12 protein-coding genes and 1 pseudogene are annotated in these 13,033 nt (G+C 64.2%); 7 read left to right on the top strand and 6 right to left on the bottom strand.

Annotated features, from left to right (window positions below):
* Nucleotides 1–50: 50 nt before the first annotated feature.
* From ACIU1A_RS26965 to ACIU1A_RS26945, 5 genes and pseudogenes are all read left to right on the top strand, one after another.
* Nucleotides 51–2,467 (top strand): annotated as a pseudogene (locus tag ACIU1A_RS26965) (glucan 1,4-alpha-glucosidase).
* A gap of 42 nt (nucleotides 2,468–2,509) precedes the next feature.
* Nucleotides 2,510–3,526: a phosphogluconate dehydrogenase (NAD(+)-dependent, decarboxylating) gene (gene gnd / locus ACIU1A_RS26960; protein ID WP_404925681.1), complete on the top strand. Its 1,017-nt coding sequence runs from the start codon at nucleotides 2,510–2,512 to the stop codon at nucleotides 3,524–3,526.
* 22 nt (nucleotides 3,527–3,548) lie between these two features.
* Nucleotides 3,549–4,925: a glucose-6-phosphate dehydrogenase gene (zwf, locus tag ACIU1A_RS26955; RefSeq protein ID WP_404925680.1), complete on the top strand. Its 1,377-nt coding sequence runs from the start codon at nucleotides 3,549–3,551 to the stop codon at nucleotides 4,923–4,925.
* A 16-nt stretch (nucleotides 4,926–4,941) separates the two neighbouring features.
* Nucleotides 4,942–5,646: an ROK family protein gene (locus ACIU1A_RS26950; RefSeq protein ID WP_404925679.1), complete on the top strand. Its 705-nt coding sequence runs from the start codon at nucleotides 4,942–4,944 to the stop codon at nucleotides 5,644–5,646.
* Between the two features lie 216 nt (nucleotides 5,647–5,862).
* Nucleotides 5,863–6,324, top strand: coding sequence for a MucR family transcriptional regulator (locus ACIU1A_RS26945; protein ID WP_140492615.1), 462 nt, complete (start codon nucleotides 5,863–5,865; stop codon nucleotides 6,322–6,324).
* A 178-nt stretch (nucleotides 6,325–6,502) separates the two neighbouring features.
* Here the strand turns inward: ACIU1A_RS26945 and ACIU1A_RS26940 are convergent, their stop codons facing one another.
* From ACIU1A_RS26940 to ACIU1A_RS26930, 3 genes are read right to left on the bottom strand one after another with little or no spacing between them, the layout of a single operon-like run.
* Nucleotides 6,503–6,910 (bottom strand): lysozyme inhibitor LprI family protein, encoded by a 408-nt coding sequence (locus tag ACIU1A_RS26940; protein WP_404925678.1) that lies wholly within the window; start codon nucleotides 6,908–6,910, stop codon nucleotides 6,503–6,505.
* A 34-nt stretch (nucleotides 6,911–6,944) separates the two neighbouring features.
* The gene (locus ACIU1A_RS26935) at nucleotides 6,945–7,370 is read right to left on the bottom strand and encodes a hypothetical protein (RefSeq protein ID WP_404925677.1); all 426 of its coding nucleotides are present in this window, start codon (nucleotides 7,368–7,370) and stop codon (nucleotides 6,945–6,947) included.
* 35 nt (nucleotides 7,371–7,405) lie between these two features.
* A complete protein-coding gene (locus tag ACIU1A_RS26930; protein ID WP_404925676.1) occupies nucleotides 7,406–7,741 on the bottom strand; it encodes a hypothetical protein in 336 nt (111 codons plus the stop codon).
* An 845-nt stretch (nucleotides 7,742–8,586) separates the two neighbouring features.
* On the opposite strand from ACIU1A_RS26930, the gene ACIU1A_RS26925 reads away from it, so the two are divergent.
* Both ACIU1A_RS26925 and ACIU1A_RS26920 read left to right on the top strand, forming a co-directional pair.
* Nucleotides 8,587–9,825, top strand: a complete 1,239-nt coding sequence (locus ACIU1A_RS26925; protein ID WP_140628191.1) for an MFS transporter — start codon at nucleotides 8,587–8,589, stop codon at nucleotides 9,823–9,825.
* Between the two features lie 84 nt (nucleotides 9,826–9,909).
* On the top strand, nucleotides 9,910–10,140 hold the full coding sequence (locus tag ACIU1A_RS26920; protein ID WP_140492627.1) for a hypothetical protein: 231 nt from the start codon (nucleotides 9,910–9,912) through the stop codon (nucleotides 10,138–10,140).
* 21 nt (nucleotides 10,141–10,161) lie between these two features.
* Here ACIU1A_RS26920 and ACIU1A_RS26915 read toward each other — a convergent pair whose 3' ends face one another.
* The 3 genes from ACIU1A_RS26915 to ACIU1A_RS26905 are packed head-to-tail and all read right to left on the bottom strand — an operon-like array spanning nucleotide 10,162 to nucleotide 13,030.
* Nucleotides 10,162–10,899: a glutamine amidotransferase gene (locus tag ACIU1A_RS26915; RefSeq protein WP_404925675.1), complete on the bottom strand. Its 738-nt coding sequence runs from the start codon at nucleotides 10,897–10,899 to the stop codon at nucleotides 10,162–10,164.
* 13 nt (nucleotides 10,900–10,912) lie between these two features.
* On the bottom strand, nucleotides 10,913–11,392 hold the full coding sequence (locus tag ACIU1A_RS26910) for a TerB family tellurite resistance protein (protein WP_140492633.1): 480 nt from the start codon (nucleotides 11,390–11,392) through the stop codon (nucleotides 10,913–10,915).
* Nucleotides 11,393–11,428: 36 nt separating this feature from the next.
* Nucleotides 11,429–13,030 carry a heme biosynthesis protein HemY gene (locus ACIU1A_RS26905; protein ID WP_404925674.1) on the bottom strand — a complete coding sequence of 534 codons (1,602 nt, stop codon included), beginning with the start codon at nucleotides 13,028–13,030 and terminating at the stop codon, nucleotides 11,429–11,431.
* Nucleotides 13,031–13,033 lie beyond the last annotated feature (3 nt).

The raw sequence follows: 13,033 nt of genomic DNA, 5'->3' as shown, positions 1-13,033 counted from the left end.
AAAAGGCTTCGGTGGATGGGCTAGGCATGCGGGCAGGAGGCCGCAGACGCATGGCAGTGACGCCGATCGTTCCCCCGGGGGCTCCGGGAATTCCGGCGCGCTGGACGTCAAGCGCCAAAAGTGGCGTCGGCGCGGCGCTTTCGCCGTCGAGCCGCGTCTGGTTCACGCTCAGCCATGGCATCCTGAACGAGATCTACTATCCCGGTGTCGACAGTGCCTGCACCCGCGACCTCGGCCTGATCGTCACCGGCCCGAACGGATATTTCTCGGAAGAAAAACGTGATGCCGCGCATGGCATCGAACCGTTCGAAGAAGGCGTGCCAGCCTACAGGCTGATCAACACCGCTGATGACGGCGCCTACCGGATCGAGAAGCGTATCCTGGCCGACCCTGCACGACCCACCTTGCTGCAGGAGATCACCTTCACGCCGCTCAAGGGCGCGCCGGGCGACTACCGCGTCCACGCCTTGCTGGCGCCGCATCTGGTCAATGCCGGCATGGGCAACACCGCCTGGGTCGGCGACCATGAGGGAGAGCCTGTGCTGTTCGCCTCGGGCTGCGGCACCTGCCTTGCGCTGGCCTCATCGCTGCCCTGGCGGAACGGCTCGGCCGGCTATGTCGGCGTCTCCGACGGCTGGCAGCAACTGCGCAACACCGGTCGGCTCGATCTAGCCTTTCAGCGAGCCGAGGACGGCAATGTCGCGCTGACCGGCGAAATCGGGTTTTCCGCCAACGACGCCAAAGCCGTGCTGGCGCTGGGCTTCGGAGCGACGCCCAAAGAGGCTGCTCGAAATGCCTTCGCCAGCCTCAGGCAGGGTTTCGCGGCGGCGGTAATGTCCTACGCCGAACAATGGCGCGAATGGCAGGCGGGCCTGCTGCGACTGGATCGCCATGACGCGTCCGGAGTGAACAGCTACAGGATCTCCACCGCCGTCCTGGCGACGCACCGGTCATCGCTCATGCCAGGCGCGGCGGTCGCCAGCCTGTCCATCCCATGGGGCTTCGACAAGGGCGACGACGATCTCGGCGGCTACCATCTGGTCTGGCCGCGCGATCTGGTCGAGACGGCGGGCGGCTTTCTCGCCGCCGGCGATGCCGCCTCGGCTCTGCAAACCCTCGACTATCTCTGCTCCATCCAGCAGCCGGACGGCCACTGGCCGCAGAACGCCTGGCTCGATGGGACAGCCTATTGGCCGGGCATCCAGATGGACGAATGCGCCTTTCCGCTGCTGCTGGCAGATGCGCTGCGGCGGCAGGGTCATTTGCCGCGCGCCATGCTCTCTGGCTTCCTGCCGATGATCGAGCGCGCCGCAGCCTATGTCGTGCGCAATGGACCCGTCACCGGCGAGGACCGCTGGGAGGAGGACGCCGGTTACAGCCCGTTCACGCTCGCCGTTGAGATCGCGGCGCTGCTTGCCGCCGCGGATATGCTGGAGGCCTGCGGCAAGCAGGACGCAGCAAGCTATCTGCGCGAGACCGCCGACGGCTGGAATGACCAGGTCGAGCGCTGGACCTATGTCACCGGCACGGCAAGTTGCGAGGCGGCCGGCGTCGCGGGTTACTATGTCCGCATCGCACCGCCCGACAGCGCCGAGGCCGGTTCGCCGAAGGACGGCTATGTGCCGATCAAGAACTGCCCGCCCGGCGAGGCCGACCGGCCGGCGCAGGAAATCGTCAGCCCGGACGCCTTGGCGCTGGTGCGCTTTGGCCTCAGGGCAGCCGACGATCCGCGCATCGTCGACACGGTCAAGGTCATCGACGCGCAGCTGCGCCGCCAACTGCCACAGGGGCCGCTCTGGTATCGCTACACCGGCGACGGCTATGGCGAGCACGAGGACGGCGCGCCATTCGACGGCACCGGCCGAGGCCGCCCCTGGCCGCTGCTCGCCGGCGAACGGGCCCATTACGAGTTGGCGGCTGGGCGCAAGGACAAGGCGACCTTGCTGCTTGCGGCAATGGAGGGCTCGGCCGGGCCGGGCGGCCTGTTGCCGGAGCAGGTCTGGGACGGCGCCGACCTGCCCCAGCGCGAACTGCTGCATGGCAAGCCCTCGGGCAGCGCCATGCCGCTGGTCTGGGCGCATTCCGAACATATCAAGCTGCTGCGCTCGCTGCGCGACGGCGCGGTGTTCGACATGCCGCCGCAAGGCGTCGAACGCTATATCGACAATAGGACCGTCTCGCCGTTCCGGACATGGCGCTTCAACAACAAGATCCGTTCCATGCCGGCCGGCAAGACAATGCGCGTCGAGCTTTTGGCGAAGGCGACCGTCCATTGGAGCGTCGACAATTGGGCGACCGTGCATGACAGCGCGACCAGCGAGAATGCCTTCGGCGTCCATGTTGCTGATCTGCCGGTGGCCGGCCTGCCCGAGGGAAGCACGCTGGTCTTCACTTTTTCTGGCCCGGCAGCGGTGATTGGGAGAATGTCGATTTCTCCGTCATCATTGGTGAACAGGACAGACTGTAGATCCTTCCCGACAGATCCTCTTCAAGACACAAGGACGAGACCATGCAGATCGGAATGATGGGACTGGGCCGAATGGGCGCCAACATGGTCCGGCGCCTGATGCGTGACGGCCACGAATGCGTCGTCTACGACATCAACCCGGCAAGCGTCGCGGCCCTGGTCGGCGACGGCGCCTCGGGGGCTGCATCGATGGCGGAATTCGTCGGCAAGCTCGCCAAGCCGCGCTGCGTGTGGCTGATGCTGCCTGCGGCCATCACCGGCAAGATCGTCGATCAGGTGGCGGCGCTGATGGAACCCGGCGACATCATCATCGACGGCGGCAATTCCTACTATCACGACGACGTCGACCGGGCCGCCAAGCTCGCCGCCAAAGGCCTCAACTATGTCGATGTCGGCACCAGCGGCGGCGTCTGGGGCCTGGATCGCGGCTACTGCCTGATGATCGGCGGGCCCGATGACGCGGTCCGGCATCTCGATTCGGTCTTCGCCACGCTGGCGCCCGGCGCGGATGCCAGTGCGCCCGCTCCCGACAAGACGGCCGGCACGGCGCCCTTCGGCTATCTGCATTGTGGCCCGAGCGGCGCCGGCCACTTCGTCAAGATGGTCCATAACGGCATCGAGTACGGCGTCATGGCCGCCTATGCCGAAGGCATGAATATTCTCAAGGCGGGCAATGCCGGCAAGGTCAAGCGCGAGGCCGATGCCGAGACCAGCCCGTTGCAGAACCCCGAATACTACCAGTTCGACATCGACCTTGCCGAAGTGGCCGAGGTCTGGCGGCATGGCAGCGTCATCGGCTCGTGGCTGCTTGATCTCACCGCCGGCGCGTTGAAGAGCGATCCCGGCCTGACCCAGTTCGGCGGCCGGGTATCCGATTCCGGCGAAGGCCGCTGGACCCTGAAAGCGGCCATCGACACCGGCGTGCCGGCGCCGGTGCTGTCCTCGGCCCTGTTCGACCGCTTCTCCTCGCAAGGCGAATCCGAATTCGCCGACAAGCTCTTGTCGGCCATGCGCTATGCATTCGGCGGCCATGTCGAAAAGCCCAAGGCCGGCAAGTGACGGCGGCACGGGAGACGCACTCATGAGCCAGGAACGGTCCGACACGCTGGTGCTCTTCGGGGCGACCGGCGACCTCGCCCACAAGAAGATATTTCCGTCCCTCTACGCCATGGTCGCCAAAGGGACGCTCAGCGAACCGGTAATCGGCGTCGCCTTCGACGCCTGGGATTTGAGGAAATTGCAGGACCGCGCGCGCGACGGCATCGTCAATACGCTCGGCAAGATCGACGAGAAGGTGTTCGCCAAGCTCGCTTCGCTGCTGCGCTATGTCAGCGGCGACTATCGCGATCCGGCCACGTTCGAGAAACTGAAGAGCGCGCTGGGCACCGCCCAGCGGCCGCTGCACTACATGGCGGTGCCGCCGACCATGTTCGAGACGGTGGTCCAGGGTCTGGAGCAATCGGGCACGGCGCGCGGCGCGCGGCTGATGGTGGAAAAGCCCTTCGGCCATGACCTGCAATCGGCGCGCTGGCTGAACCGAGTGCTGCATCTGGTGTTCGACGAACAGTCGATCTTCCGCATCGATCACTATCTCGGCAAGGAGGCGATCCAGAACCTGCTCTATTTCCGCTTCGCCAATTCCTTCCTGGAACCGATCTGGAACCGCAATTTCGTCGAGAGCGTGCAGATCACCATGGCCGAGGATTTCGGCATCGATGGGCGCGGCCGCTTCTATGACGAGGTCGGCTGCGTCAGGGACGTGATCGAGAACCATCTTCTCAACATCCTCCTGCTGCTGGCGATGGAACCGCCGGTCGGCCGTTCCGCCGACGACCTGATCGACGAGAAGGTGCAGGTGCTGCGCGCGATCCGCACCTTGACCAAGGACGATATCGTGCGTGGCCAATTCGACGGCTATCTCGCCGAGCCCGGCGTGGCGCCCAACTCGCCCGTCGAAACCTTCGCGGCGGTGCGCTTCCTCGTCGACACCTGGCGCTGGCGCGACGTGCCGTTCTTCATTCGCGCCGGCAAGAACATGCCGGTGCATGCCACGGAGGTGATCGTGCGGCTGAAGCGGCCGCCGCTCGATGTCTTCGACCCGATCAAGCCGAACGACGCCAACTATGTGCGCTTCCGCATCGACCCGCAGGTGGCGATCTCGATCGGCGCCCAGCGCAAGGCAGCGGGCGACGACATGGTCGGCGAACAGGTCGAACTGACGGCGCTCGACGACAGCAAGGGCGATATGCCGCCCTATGAACGGCTGATCGGCGATGCCATGAACGGCAATGGCCAGCTTTTTACCCGCCAGGACGCCAGCGAACTTGCCTGGCGCATCGTCGGGCCGGTCCTCGGCGACACCACGCCGCCGCATCTTTATGAACCGAAGACCTGGGGGCCGGCAGCCGCCATGAACGGCTTCGGGCCGCCGAACGGCTGGATCAATCCATCGAAATAGGCTGGGAGAGGGCAGCATGGCCAGGACGGCAAGGCCGAAAGCGGCGAGCGGCGATCCGATCGTGCTGTCGATCGACATAGGCGGCTCGCACGTCAAGATCCTCACCAGCTCAGGCGGTGCTGAGCGCCGCGCCGATTCCGGGCCGGATCTGAGGCCCCAGCGGATGATCGATGCGGTGAAGGCGCTGGCCGACGGACTGTCCTACGACGTCATCTCGATGGGCTATCCCGGCCCGGTGCATCACAACAGGCCCTTGTTCGATCCCGCCAATCTCGGCAAGGGCTGGGCCGGCTTCGACTTCGCCGCGCAGTTCGGCAAACCGGTCAAGGTGGTCAACGACGCGCTGATGCAGGCCATCGGCAGCTATGAAGGCGGTCGCATGCTGTTCCTGGGGCTGGGAACCGGCCTGGGTGCGGCGATGATCGTCGACAACGTCGCCCAACCGATGGAACTCGCCCATCTTCCCTACAAGAAGGGCAAGAGCTTCGAGGACTATGTCGGTGAGCGCGGCCTGGTAAAACGCGGCAAGAAGAAATGGCGAAAATCCGTTTTCGACGTCGTCGACCGGCTGCGCGCCGCCATGCAGCCCGATTATGTCGTCATCGGCGGCGGCAATGTCGACAAGCTCGGCGATTTGCCCGCCGACAGCAGGCGCGGCGACAACACACGCGCCTTCGAAGGCGGATTTCGTCTGTGGCGAGACAAGGCCCTGATCGTCTGATAGTATTACAGTTCAGTATAGTTATTCAAAATAATGTGTGACGCGGGGCCAAGTCGTTGCATTGCGCAGATTTGCCGACTAGGAATTCCGGCGCACTACATCGCGACGAACCGCGAGGGACGTGCAAAGACGCCGCCGCACTTTAACTTTGCGCATCATCCCATCCGAAACTGTGCCGATTTCGGGCCCCATACGCCATAGACGGAGGAAAATAGATTGACCGACGACAGCAACGACGCTCGCAAGGATATCGACCTTCTCGAGCTGACCGCCCATATCGTGTCGGCTTACGTCGAGAAGAACCGCCTGCCCGCCTCCGGTCTGGCCGACCTCATCGCCAGCGTCAGCGCTTCGATCAGCGGGCTCGGCCAGCCGGCCGTACCCGTGGCGGCGCCGCTCGTGCCGGCGGTCAATCCCAAGAAGTCGGTGACGCCGGATTTCATCATCTGCCTGGAGGACGGCAAGAAGTTCAAATCGCTGAAGCGTCATCTGGGCGTGCATTTCGGCCTGACGCCGGACGCCTACCGCGCCAAATGGGGCTTGCCGTCGGACTATCCGATGGTCGCTCCCAATTACGCGGCCTCGCGTTCGGAACTGGCTAAGTCGATCGGTCTCGGCCGCAAGGCCGTCGCCCCGAAAGCGCCGGCCAGGGGCAGGAAAGCCAAGGTCTCGGCCTGAGCGCGCATTCCGGCGCTGAGCCAATGGTTTGATTGAGGCCTGCCGGCGGTCCGTCTTGGCAGGCTGCCCGATCTTACGCTCTTCCATGGCGAGCGCGCAATTGCAGGGCGGGCTCGATGCCATCTCCGGCGCGCTGAGGGAATGATTTTCCACCCCGTCTGCAGACTGGCAGGAAACCTCAGTTCGCTGCCGGAACGGAACAGCTCAGATCGCCTTCCTTGCAATTCAGGTAACCTTCGAAATCCTTGACCCGGGATTGCGTCAGGCCATCCATGCACATCGAGAGGAGCATGGGGACCACGCTGCCTCCGGCCGCTCCCGCGATCTGGAAATTGCACTCGGCGTCGCGGAACTTGATCCAATCCTGCTGCGCTTGGACAAGAAGCTTCTTGGTATCCGCGTCGTCCTTCAGGCGGGTTTCGATCTGCTTGTAAAGTTCGTTGAGCTTCTTGTCGGATTTCCTGAACGAAGCATCGGCGCACTGGTTCATGGTGGCCTGATCCTTGGCGTCGGCGCATTTGTCCTTGGCAAAAGCGAAAGCCGGCATGGCCAGAACCACGGCGGCGGTCAGAATTGCGGTTTTCATTGGTTCTCCTCCTCTTTGCAGGTGAGGGGCATCGTCATTCCGTAACGGTTTCGGCGAAACACCTGGCCAGCTTTTCCGGCGCTCCGAGCTTCTTCGCCCAGGATACCAGTTCAGGCTTTTCCGATAGATCGGCATAGCCGCCCCATACGTCACGAAACTGCTTCTTTCCGTCGACCATCTGGAAGAACATCACGCCGTCATCGCTAACAGGCGTGGAGACATACGCGGCGCTCCAGTTGCCGCTTTCCAAGATGGTGATGAAATTGGCGCGGGCGGGCTTGAACTTATTGTCCATCGCCGAAGCGACGAGCGGTGCATATTCCTGTTTGCGCGCCTTCGTCACTTCGACCTTGACGCCGTTGCAGGCATCGTTCGCGAAAGCAGATGTCGGTAGCAACCCCGCCAGCCCGACCATGACGATTTTGGCGTGCCGTCGAACCAAGTCGCCGAATTCAGACATAGGTGGTTTTCCTCTTCCTTTGCGGAGTGTGGCTGTCAGTCGGAATCGTCGTCATCCGACGAATTGTCATCGTCAGGCGCATCGACCTGGCAGCCGATGCCATTGCACCCCTGATAGTTGCCCTGCGTATCGAAGTTTGGATTGCCTTGCCTGTCGTATTGCGGCCTGTCGTCGATGCTTTGATCCCCATCGCCGGGGTCATCGACTTTGCATCCGATCCCATGGCAGCCAACATATCTGCCTCGCGTATCGAAATTGGGATTGCCTTGCTTGTCGTATTGCGGCCTGGTGTCGATGGTCTGATCGTCGGTGGTGCAGCCGGCGACCGCCAGTAAAACACTGGCGATGACCGAATAAACTATACGTTTCATGATTTATTCTCCTCGCTCCCCGGCGGCAGCGATTCATCCGTCGATCGGGGGACGATCCGAAGAGGACAAAAGCTTCGCGGACCACGAAACGCCCGGGCTGTGGTCCAGGCATTCGACGACTTTGCTGCCGGCTGTCGCAATTCCTCAAGTCGAGGGGAACGCTCCCAGCGGGAGCCGCCTTGGCGAATGTCCATTTCCCTCTCCATGCCTAGCGCCCATCCGCCCAAGCATGCCAACGATCCGCCGGCGCGGTTGATGTATCCATAGGTTGTAGCCGATGTCGCCGGCTAGCAAGGGAAAATTGCCAGATCTTGAGTCCTGTTTTGAGAATGCTTAATAACCCAGTAAGCACCCTGCTTGATTTAGCAAGTACTTAAATACAATTGACAGAAAGGCTCCAGCAAAAAGATTGCTGGGTTACGCCTACGCTTTTCGACTATTCCAGCATAAAATGGTCTATTATTCCAATTCACAAGGGGACGACGATATATAAGGGTGAAGTTACGCTCGACATTATCGCCAGAACCCCAATGTATTGGTAGGTTTCGGCCAGGCCAGTGGGCAGGCCGAAAGAATGCTGCTCACGGATCGGCTTTCAAGGTTATCGCGTGCACGATGGGGGAGGCATGCGGTCTTCGAGACACCCGATAGGCTTTCCTGTCCCGCCGGGTCTTGGCGGGTGAGTTTCGTGTGCGTTCGATGGAACACGTCAGAAAATCCTTGATCCAGAACCTGTTTTTTGCGCGCGTCATACGTCGAACTGGGCTAAAGGGTTCCCCGGCCGGACCAGCGTCCATCGTGGAAGTGCCCCGCCGGCCTCCATCCTTCTAACGGGGCCTCGTTCCATGACCTCCGAACAAATATCACCGGACCAGCGCTATGCCGCGTTCCGCCATCGCTCCTTCCTGAGCTATTGGGCGGCGCGCTTCCTCACCACATTCGCCACCATGATCGTGTCCGTCGCGGTCGGCTGGCAGATGTACGATCTGACCCGCGACCCGCTCGATCTCGGGCTTGTCGGCATCGTCCAGTTCCTGCCTGCGCTGCTCCTGGTGCTGGTCACGGGGGTCGTTGCCGACCGTTTCGGCCGCCGGCTGATCATGGCGCTGGCGGTGCTGCTCGAGGCGATCTGCGCGCTCGCGCTGCTCATCCTGACCCTGCGCGGCATCAGCGGCCCGCTGCCAATCTTCATCGTGCTCGCCATGTTCGGCATTGCCCGCGCCTTCTTCGGACCGGCCTCGTCGTCGCTGTTCGCCAATCTGGTGCCGCCCCGGGATTTCGCCAACGCCATCGCCTGGAACTCGTCGGCCTGGCAGACGGCGACCATCGTCGGGCCGGTCGCCGGCGGCCTGCTCTACGGCGTATCGGCCGAGGTGGCCTATGGCACGGCCACGGCGCTGATGCTCGTCGCCGGGCTGCTGATCTTCACCATACCGAGGCCGGCGCAGCGCAGCGAGACCGACAAGCCGACCATGCAGACCCTGTTCGCCGGCTTCGGTTACATCTGGGGCGAGAAGATCGTGCTTGGCGCCATCTCGCTCGATCTCTTCGCCGTGCTCCTGTCCGGCGCCTCGGCGCTGCTGCCGATCTATGCCCGCGACATATTGCAACTCGGTCCCTGGGGACTTGGTTTGCTGCGCTCGGCGCCAGGGGTGGGTGCCATCTGTGTCGCCATCTGGCTCGCTGGTCATCCTATCCGAAACCACGCGGGCCTGATCATGCTCGGCTTCGTGGCCGCGTTCGGCGCCTTTACGGTGCTGTTCGGCCTGTCGACCTTCACCTGGCTGTCGATCCTGGCATTGGCCTTCCTCGGCGCCACCGACATGTTCAGCGTCTACATCAGGGAAACGTTGATCCAGCTCTGGACCCCCGATCATGTCCGCGGCCGCGTCAACGCCGTCAATCAGGTCTTCGTCGGCGCCTCCAACGAGCTCGGCGAATTCCGCGCCGGCACCATGGCGGCGCTGATCGGCACGGTGCCTGCCGTCGTCATCGGCGGCGTCGGCGCCATTGCCGTTGCCGGCCTGTGGGCCTATCTGTTCCCGGCGCTCCGAAGGGTGCGGCACCTCAGTGGACGAAACTGACGGGCATCGAATTCAGGTCCGCCGGTATCGGCGGGCTGCGAATCTGTGCTAAGCCGCCGCCCGACCAATCAAAGGACGATAACTGTGAGCGAACCGACCGTGGCTGAGGCAACCGAGAGTATCTATGTGTCGCTGCGGGCCGACAATGCCGATCTCGACGCCCATATCGCGACGCTTAAGGCAGCGCTGGCACGAGAGGGGATGAAGCAGGCGGTGTTCGATCCCACCAAACTGGCGCAGAACAACCGCTCGGGCCGCAAATTGATGCAGGCTTATTTTCGCCAGCGCGGCGTGAGCGTGACGTTTTCGAACTAGCAGGCGTTAAACGACCCGCCATCAGGGGATGGTTGTGCCGCGACCGCGCCGTCGGCCGCCGAAAATCAGCACCAGGAACTCGTCCAGCCAGCGCTTGAGGTGCATGTCCCAGATCAGCCTGCCGCCGAGATGGTCGCGGCCGGGCTGGGCGCCCGGCAATTCGAAGCGGTGCGCGCCGCGCACCACCCAGCGCTGCATCATCAGCCTGGTCAATTCGCCGTGGAACTGGATGCCCCAGGCATTGTCGCGGTAGCGGAAAGCCTGGTTGGGATAGGTCTCGGCGGTCGCCAGCAAGGTCGCGTTGCTCGGCAGCGAAAAACCTTCGCGGTGGAACTGATAGACCATTTCCGGCCAGCGCATCAGTTTCTGGCCCGCTTCCGTCGCCTTCAACGGATACCAGCCGATCTCGACAAGCCCTTCGCCATGCCCCTCGACCTTGCCGCCCAAATGATTGACCAGCATCTGCGCGCCAAGGCAGATGCCCAGCAGCGGCCGGTTCTCGCGCAGCGGAACCTCAAGCCACTCGGTCTCGCGGCGGACGAACTCGTCCTCGTCATTGGCGCTCATCGGCCCGCCGAACACCACGGCCCCGGCATGGCCGTCGAGCGTCTCTGGCAAGGGATCGCCAAGCGGCGGGCGGCGGATGTCGAGATCGAAGCCCTCTTCGAGAAGCATGTGGCCGACGCGCCCGGGGCTCGAATTCTCCTGATGCAGCACGATCAGGATACTCGGCTTCGAACGCGGCGGCATCGGCGGCATCGGCGGATGGATCCTATTCGTCGCTCGACGTTCCACGGGCCCCCGGCGCCGCGGCCGCCGCCTTGCGGCGCGCCTCGATGCGATCCTGGCGTTCGACGCCGATCAGCTCGGCAACGCGCCAGACCGTGTTGTCTTCCAACTCGTGCAGCTCGCCATCGGCATAGACGATCTCCCACATCAGGCCGATGAAAGCCTTGCGGCCTTCGGCATCGAGGTGGCGCTTCAGCACGCTGGTGAAGGCATAGAGGTCGATCGCCTCGTTGTCGGCGCGCTCGCCGGCGGCGGCCAGCGCGTCGAGCTCGTTGCCGCTGACCGAATAGGCCTGCGCCAGCACTGCCTTGAACCGTTCCCACTCGACGTCCTGGCGCACGCCGTCGGCGCTCATCACGTGGTAGAGCAGCGCCGAAGCCGCCACGCGCGGATCATCGGCGCTGGCGCGGGCGCCGGTACCGGTCGGCAAATCCCTCAGAAACGACAGGACGCGTTCGAACATCGATCCATTCCCAAACGGCCGGACCTTCCGGCCAACTCAAAACAACCGGAACCGGCGCGGCGACTTTTCCTCCGTATCGGCCGGGTCGACGCCGGGATCGTCCGGCAGGCGTGCAAATTCCTGCGCCGGTTCGACGGCCTCGGCATCGGCGGGCACCGCGGCGAAAGCCTGTGCCGTCACCGGCCTGACGTGGTCCTGATCGTTCTCGGCCTGCTTGCCCGCCGTCTCGCCGCCTGGGTCAGCGCGATCGATCACTTCGACCGACTCTTCCTGCGCCGGCCTGCCCGGCGCCTCGATAGCCACCGCCGGGGCGTCCGGCGCATCGTCACGGCTGTCGATCAGCTGGCCGAGACGCTCCATCGGGGCGCGCCACTCGAAGGCGTCAAGCCGGCCGGTGACCGGCGATACCGGCGCCCAGCGCTCCGAGACGACGCCGTCGGCGACCCAGGCCGGGTCGCGCGGCGCCCGCACCGCCTTGGACAAGAGCTGTCGCACCTTGCCCTGGTCGCTCGTCTCGGCTTCTTCGATGTCCGCCAAAAGCAGATAGGCGCCCTCGCGGCGGTCCATCCGGATCGCCGCCTCGGCTTCGCGGCGGGCAGTCGCAAAATCCTGTGCATCGAGCGCGGCGCGCGCCACCGTCATCGAGGATTCGGCGTGGTTCTTCCTCATCTCCTGCAATTTCCTCGCCCGGTTGAGGCGATCGAGCACGGCGTCACCCGGCCTGGCATGGGTATAGAGCTCCGCTATCTCCGGATGCGGTTCGGCCCTCCAGGCCGTCTCGAGGATCTTCGAGCCCTTGCGCACGTCGTTCTGGCGAAACAGCAGCGTCGCAGCCGCGACCGCGGCCGGGGCGAACTCCGGCTGCAGCCGATTGGCCTCTATCGCCGCCGTGCGGGCGGCTGCGGGATCGCTGTCGGCGAGTGACTGCGCCTTGGCGGTCAACAGCACGGCGCGTCGGCGGTTGGCGGCGTCACGTTCGATCTGGCGGGTCGCCTTCTGCGCCTCGACCAACTTCAGCGCGCCGTCCCAGTCGCCGCGCCCGGTCAGCTCTTCAAGCGTCGATTCGGCCGCCCAGGCCAGTTGCGGCGCCATGCCGGCGGCGCGCCCGGCATAGTGCCTGGCGGCATTGCGGTCCCCCAGGCGCTCGGCTTCGAGATAAAGCCCGCGCAGGCCGAGCAGCCGCATTTCGGGATCGTCGAGCATGCTCTCGAATTTCTGGCGCGCGCCTTCGTGGTCGCCTTCGAGCAGCGAAGCCTGGGCTTCGAGCAGATGGATCAATGGCTCCTGGTCGGAGCGGATCAGCTTGGCCGCTTCCTTGGTCTTCTTGCGGGCCAGCGCGCCGTCGCCGGCGCCGGCGGCGATCATGCCGGTCGACAGCGCCTGATAGCCGCGGTCGCGGCGCCGCACCCGGAAATAGCGCGAAATGGTGTAGGGGCTGTTCCAGACCGACTTGATCAGCCACCACAGGATCATCACCGCCGCGACGACAGCGACCACCGCCACCGCCGCCACCATCAGGCTGACCTGATACTGGTAGCCGTTGAAGGTGATGACCATGTCACCCGGCCGGTCCGCCAGCCAGGCAAAGCCTAGGCCCAGCGCGAAGACGACGGCGAGGAAGAGCAGGATTCGGATCATCGC

It is taken from the genome of Mesorhizobium maamorense (assembly GCF_044998965.1).
Taxonomy (GTDB): Bacteria; Pseudomonadota; Alphaproteobacteria; order Rhizobiales; family Rhizobiaceae; genus Mesorhizobium.
This window is presented reverse-complemented; position numbering and strand designations above follow the sequence as displayed.

Bases quoted from the DNA above. Each gene is read 5' to 3' on its own strand.
- gnd (WP_404925681.1), top strand. From the start codon at position 2,510: ATGCAGATCGGAATGATGGGACTGGGCCGAATGGGCGCCAACATGGTC.
- zwf (WP_404925680.1), top strand. From the start codon at position 3,549: ATGAGCCAGGAACGGTCCGACACGCTGGTGCTCTTCGGGGCGACCGGC.
- ACIU1A_RS26950 (WP_404925679.1), top strand. From the start codon at position 4,942: ATGGCCAGGACGGCAAGGCCGAAAGCGGCGAGCGGCGATCCGATCGTG.
- ACIU1A_RS26940 (WP_404925678.1), bottom strand. From the start codon at position 6,910: ATGAAAACCGCAATTCTGACCGCCGCCGTGGTTCTGGCCATGCCGGCT.
- ACIU1A_RS26935 (WP_404925677.1), bottom strand. From the start codon at position 7,370: ATGTCTGAATTCGGCGACTTGGTTCGACGGCACGCCAAAATCGTCATG.
- ACIU1A_RS26930 (WP_404925676.1), bottom strand. From the start codon at position 7,741: ATGAAACGTATAGTTTATTCGGTCATCGCCAGTGTTTTACTGGCGGTC.
- ACIU1A_RS26925 (WP_140628191.1), top strand. From the start codon at position 8,587: ATGACCTCCGAACAAATATCACCGGACCAGCGCTATGCCGCGTTCCGC.
- ACIU1A_RS26915 (WP_404925675.1), bottom strand. From the start codon at position 10,899: ATGCCGCCGATGCCGCCGCGTTCGAAGCCGAGTATCCTGATCGTGCTG.
- ACIU1A_RS26910 (WP_140492633.1), bottom strand. From the start codon at position 11,392: ATGTTCGAACGCGTCCTGTCGTTTCTGAGGGATTTGCCGACCGGTACC.
- ACIU1A_RS26905 (WP_404925674.1), bottom strand. From the start codon at position 13,030: ATGATCCGAATCCTGCTCTTCCTCGCCGTCGTCTTCGCGCTGGGCCTA.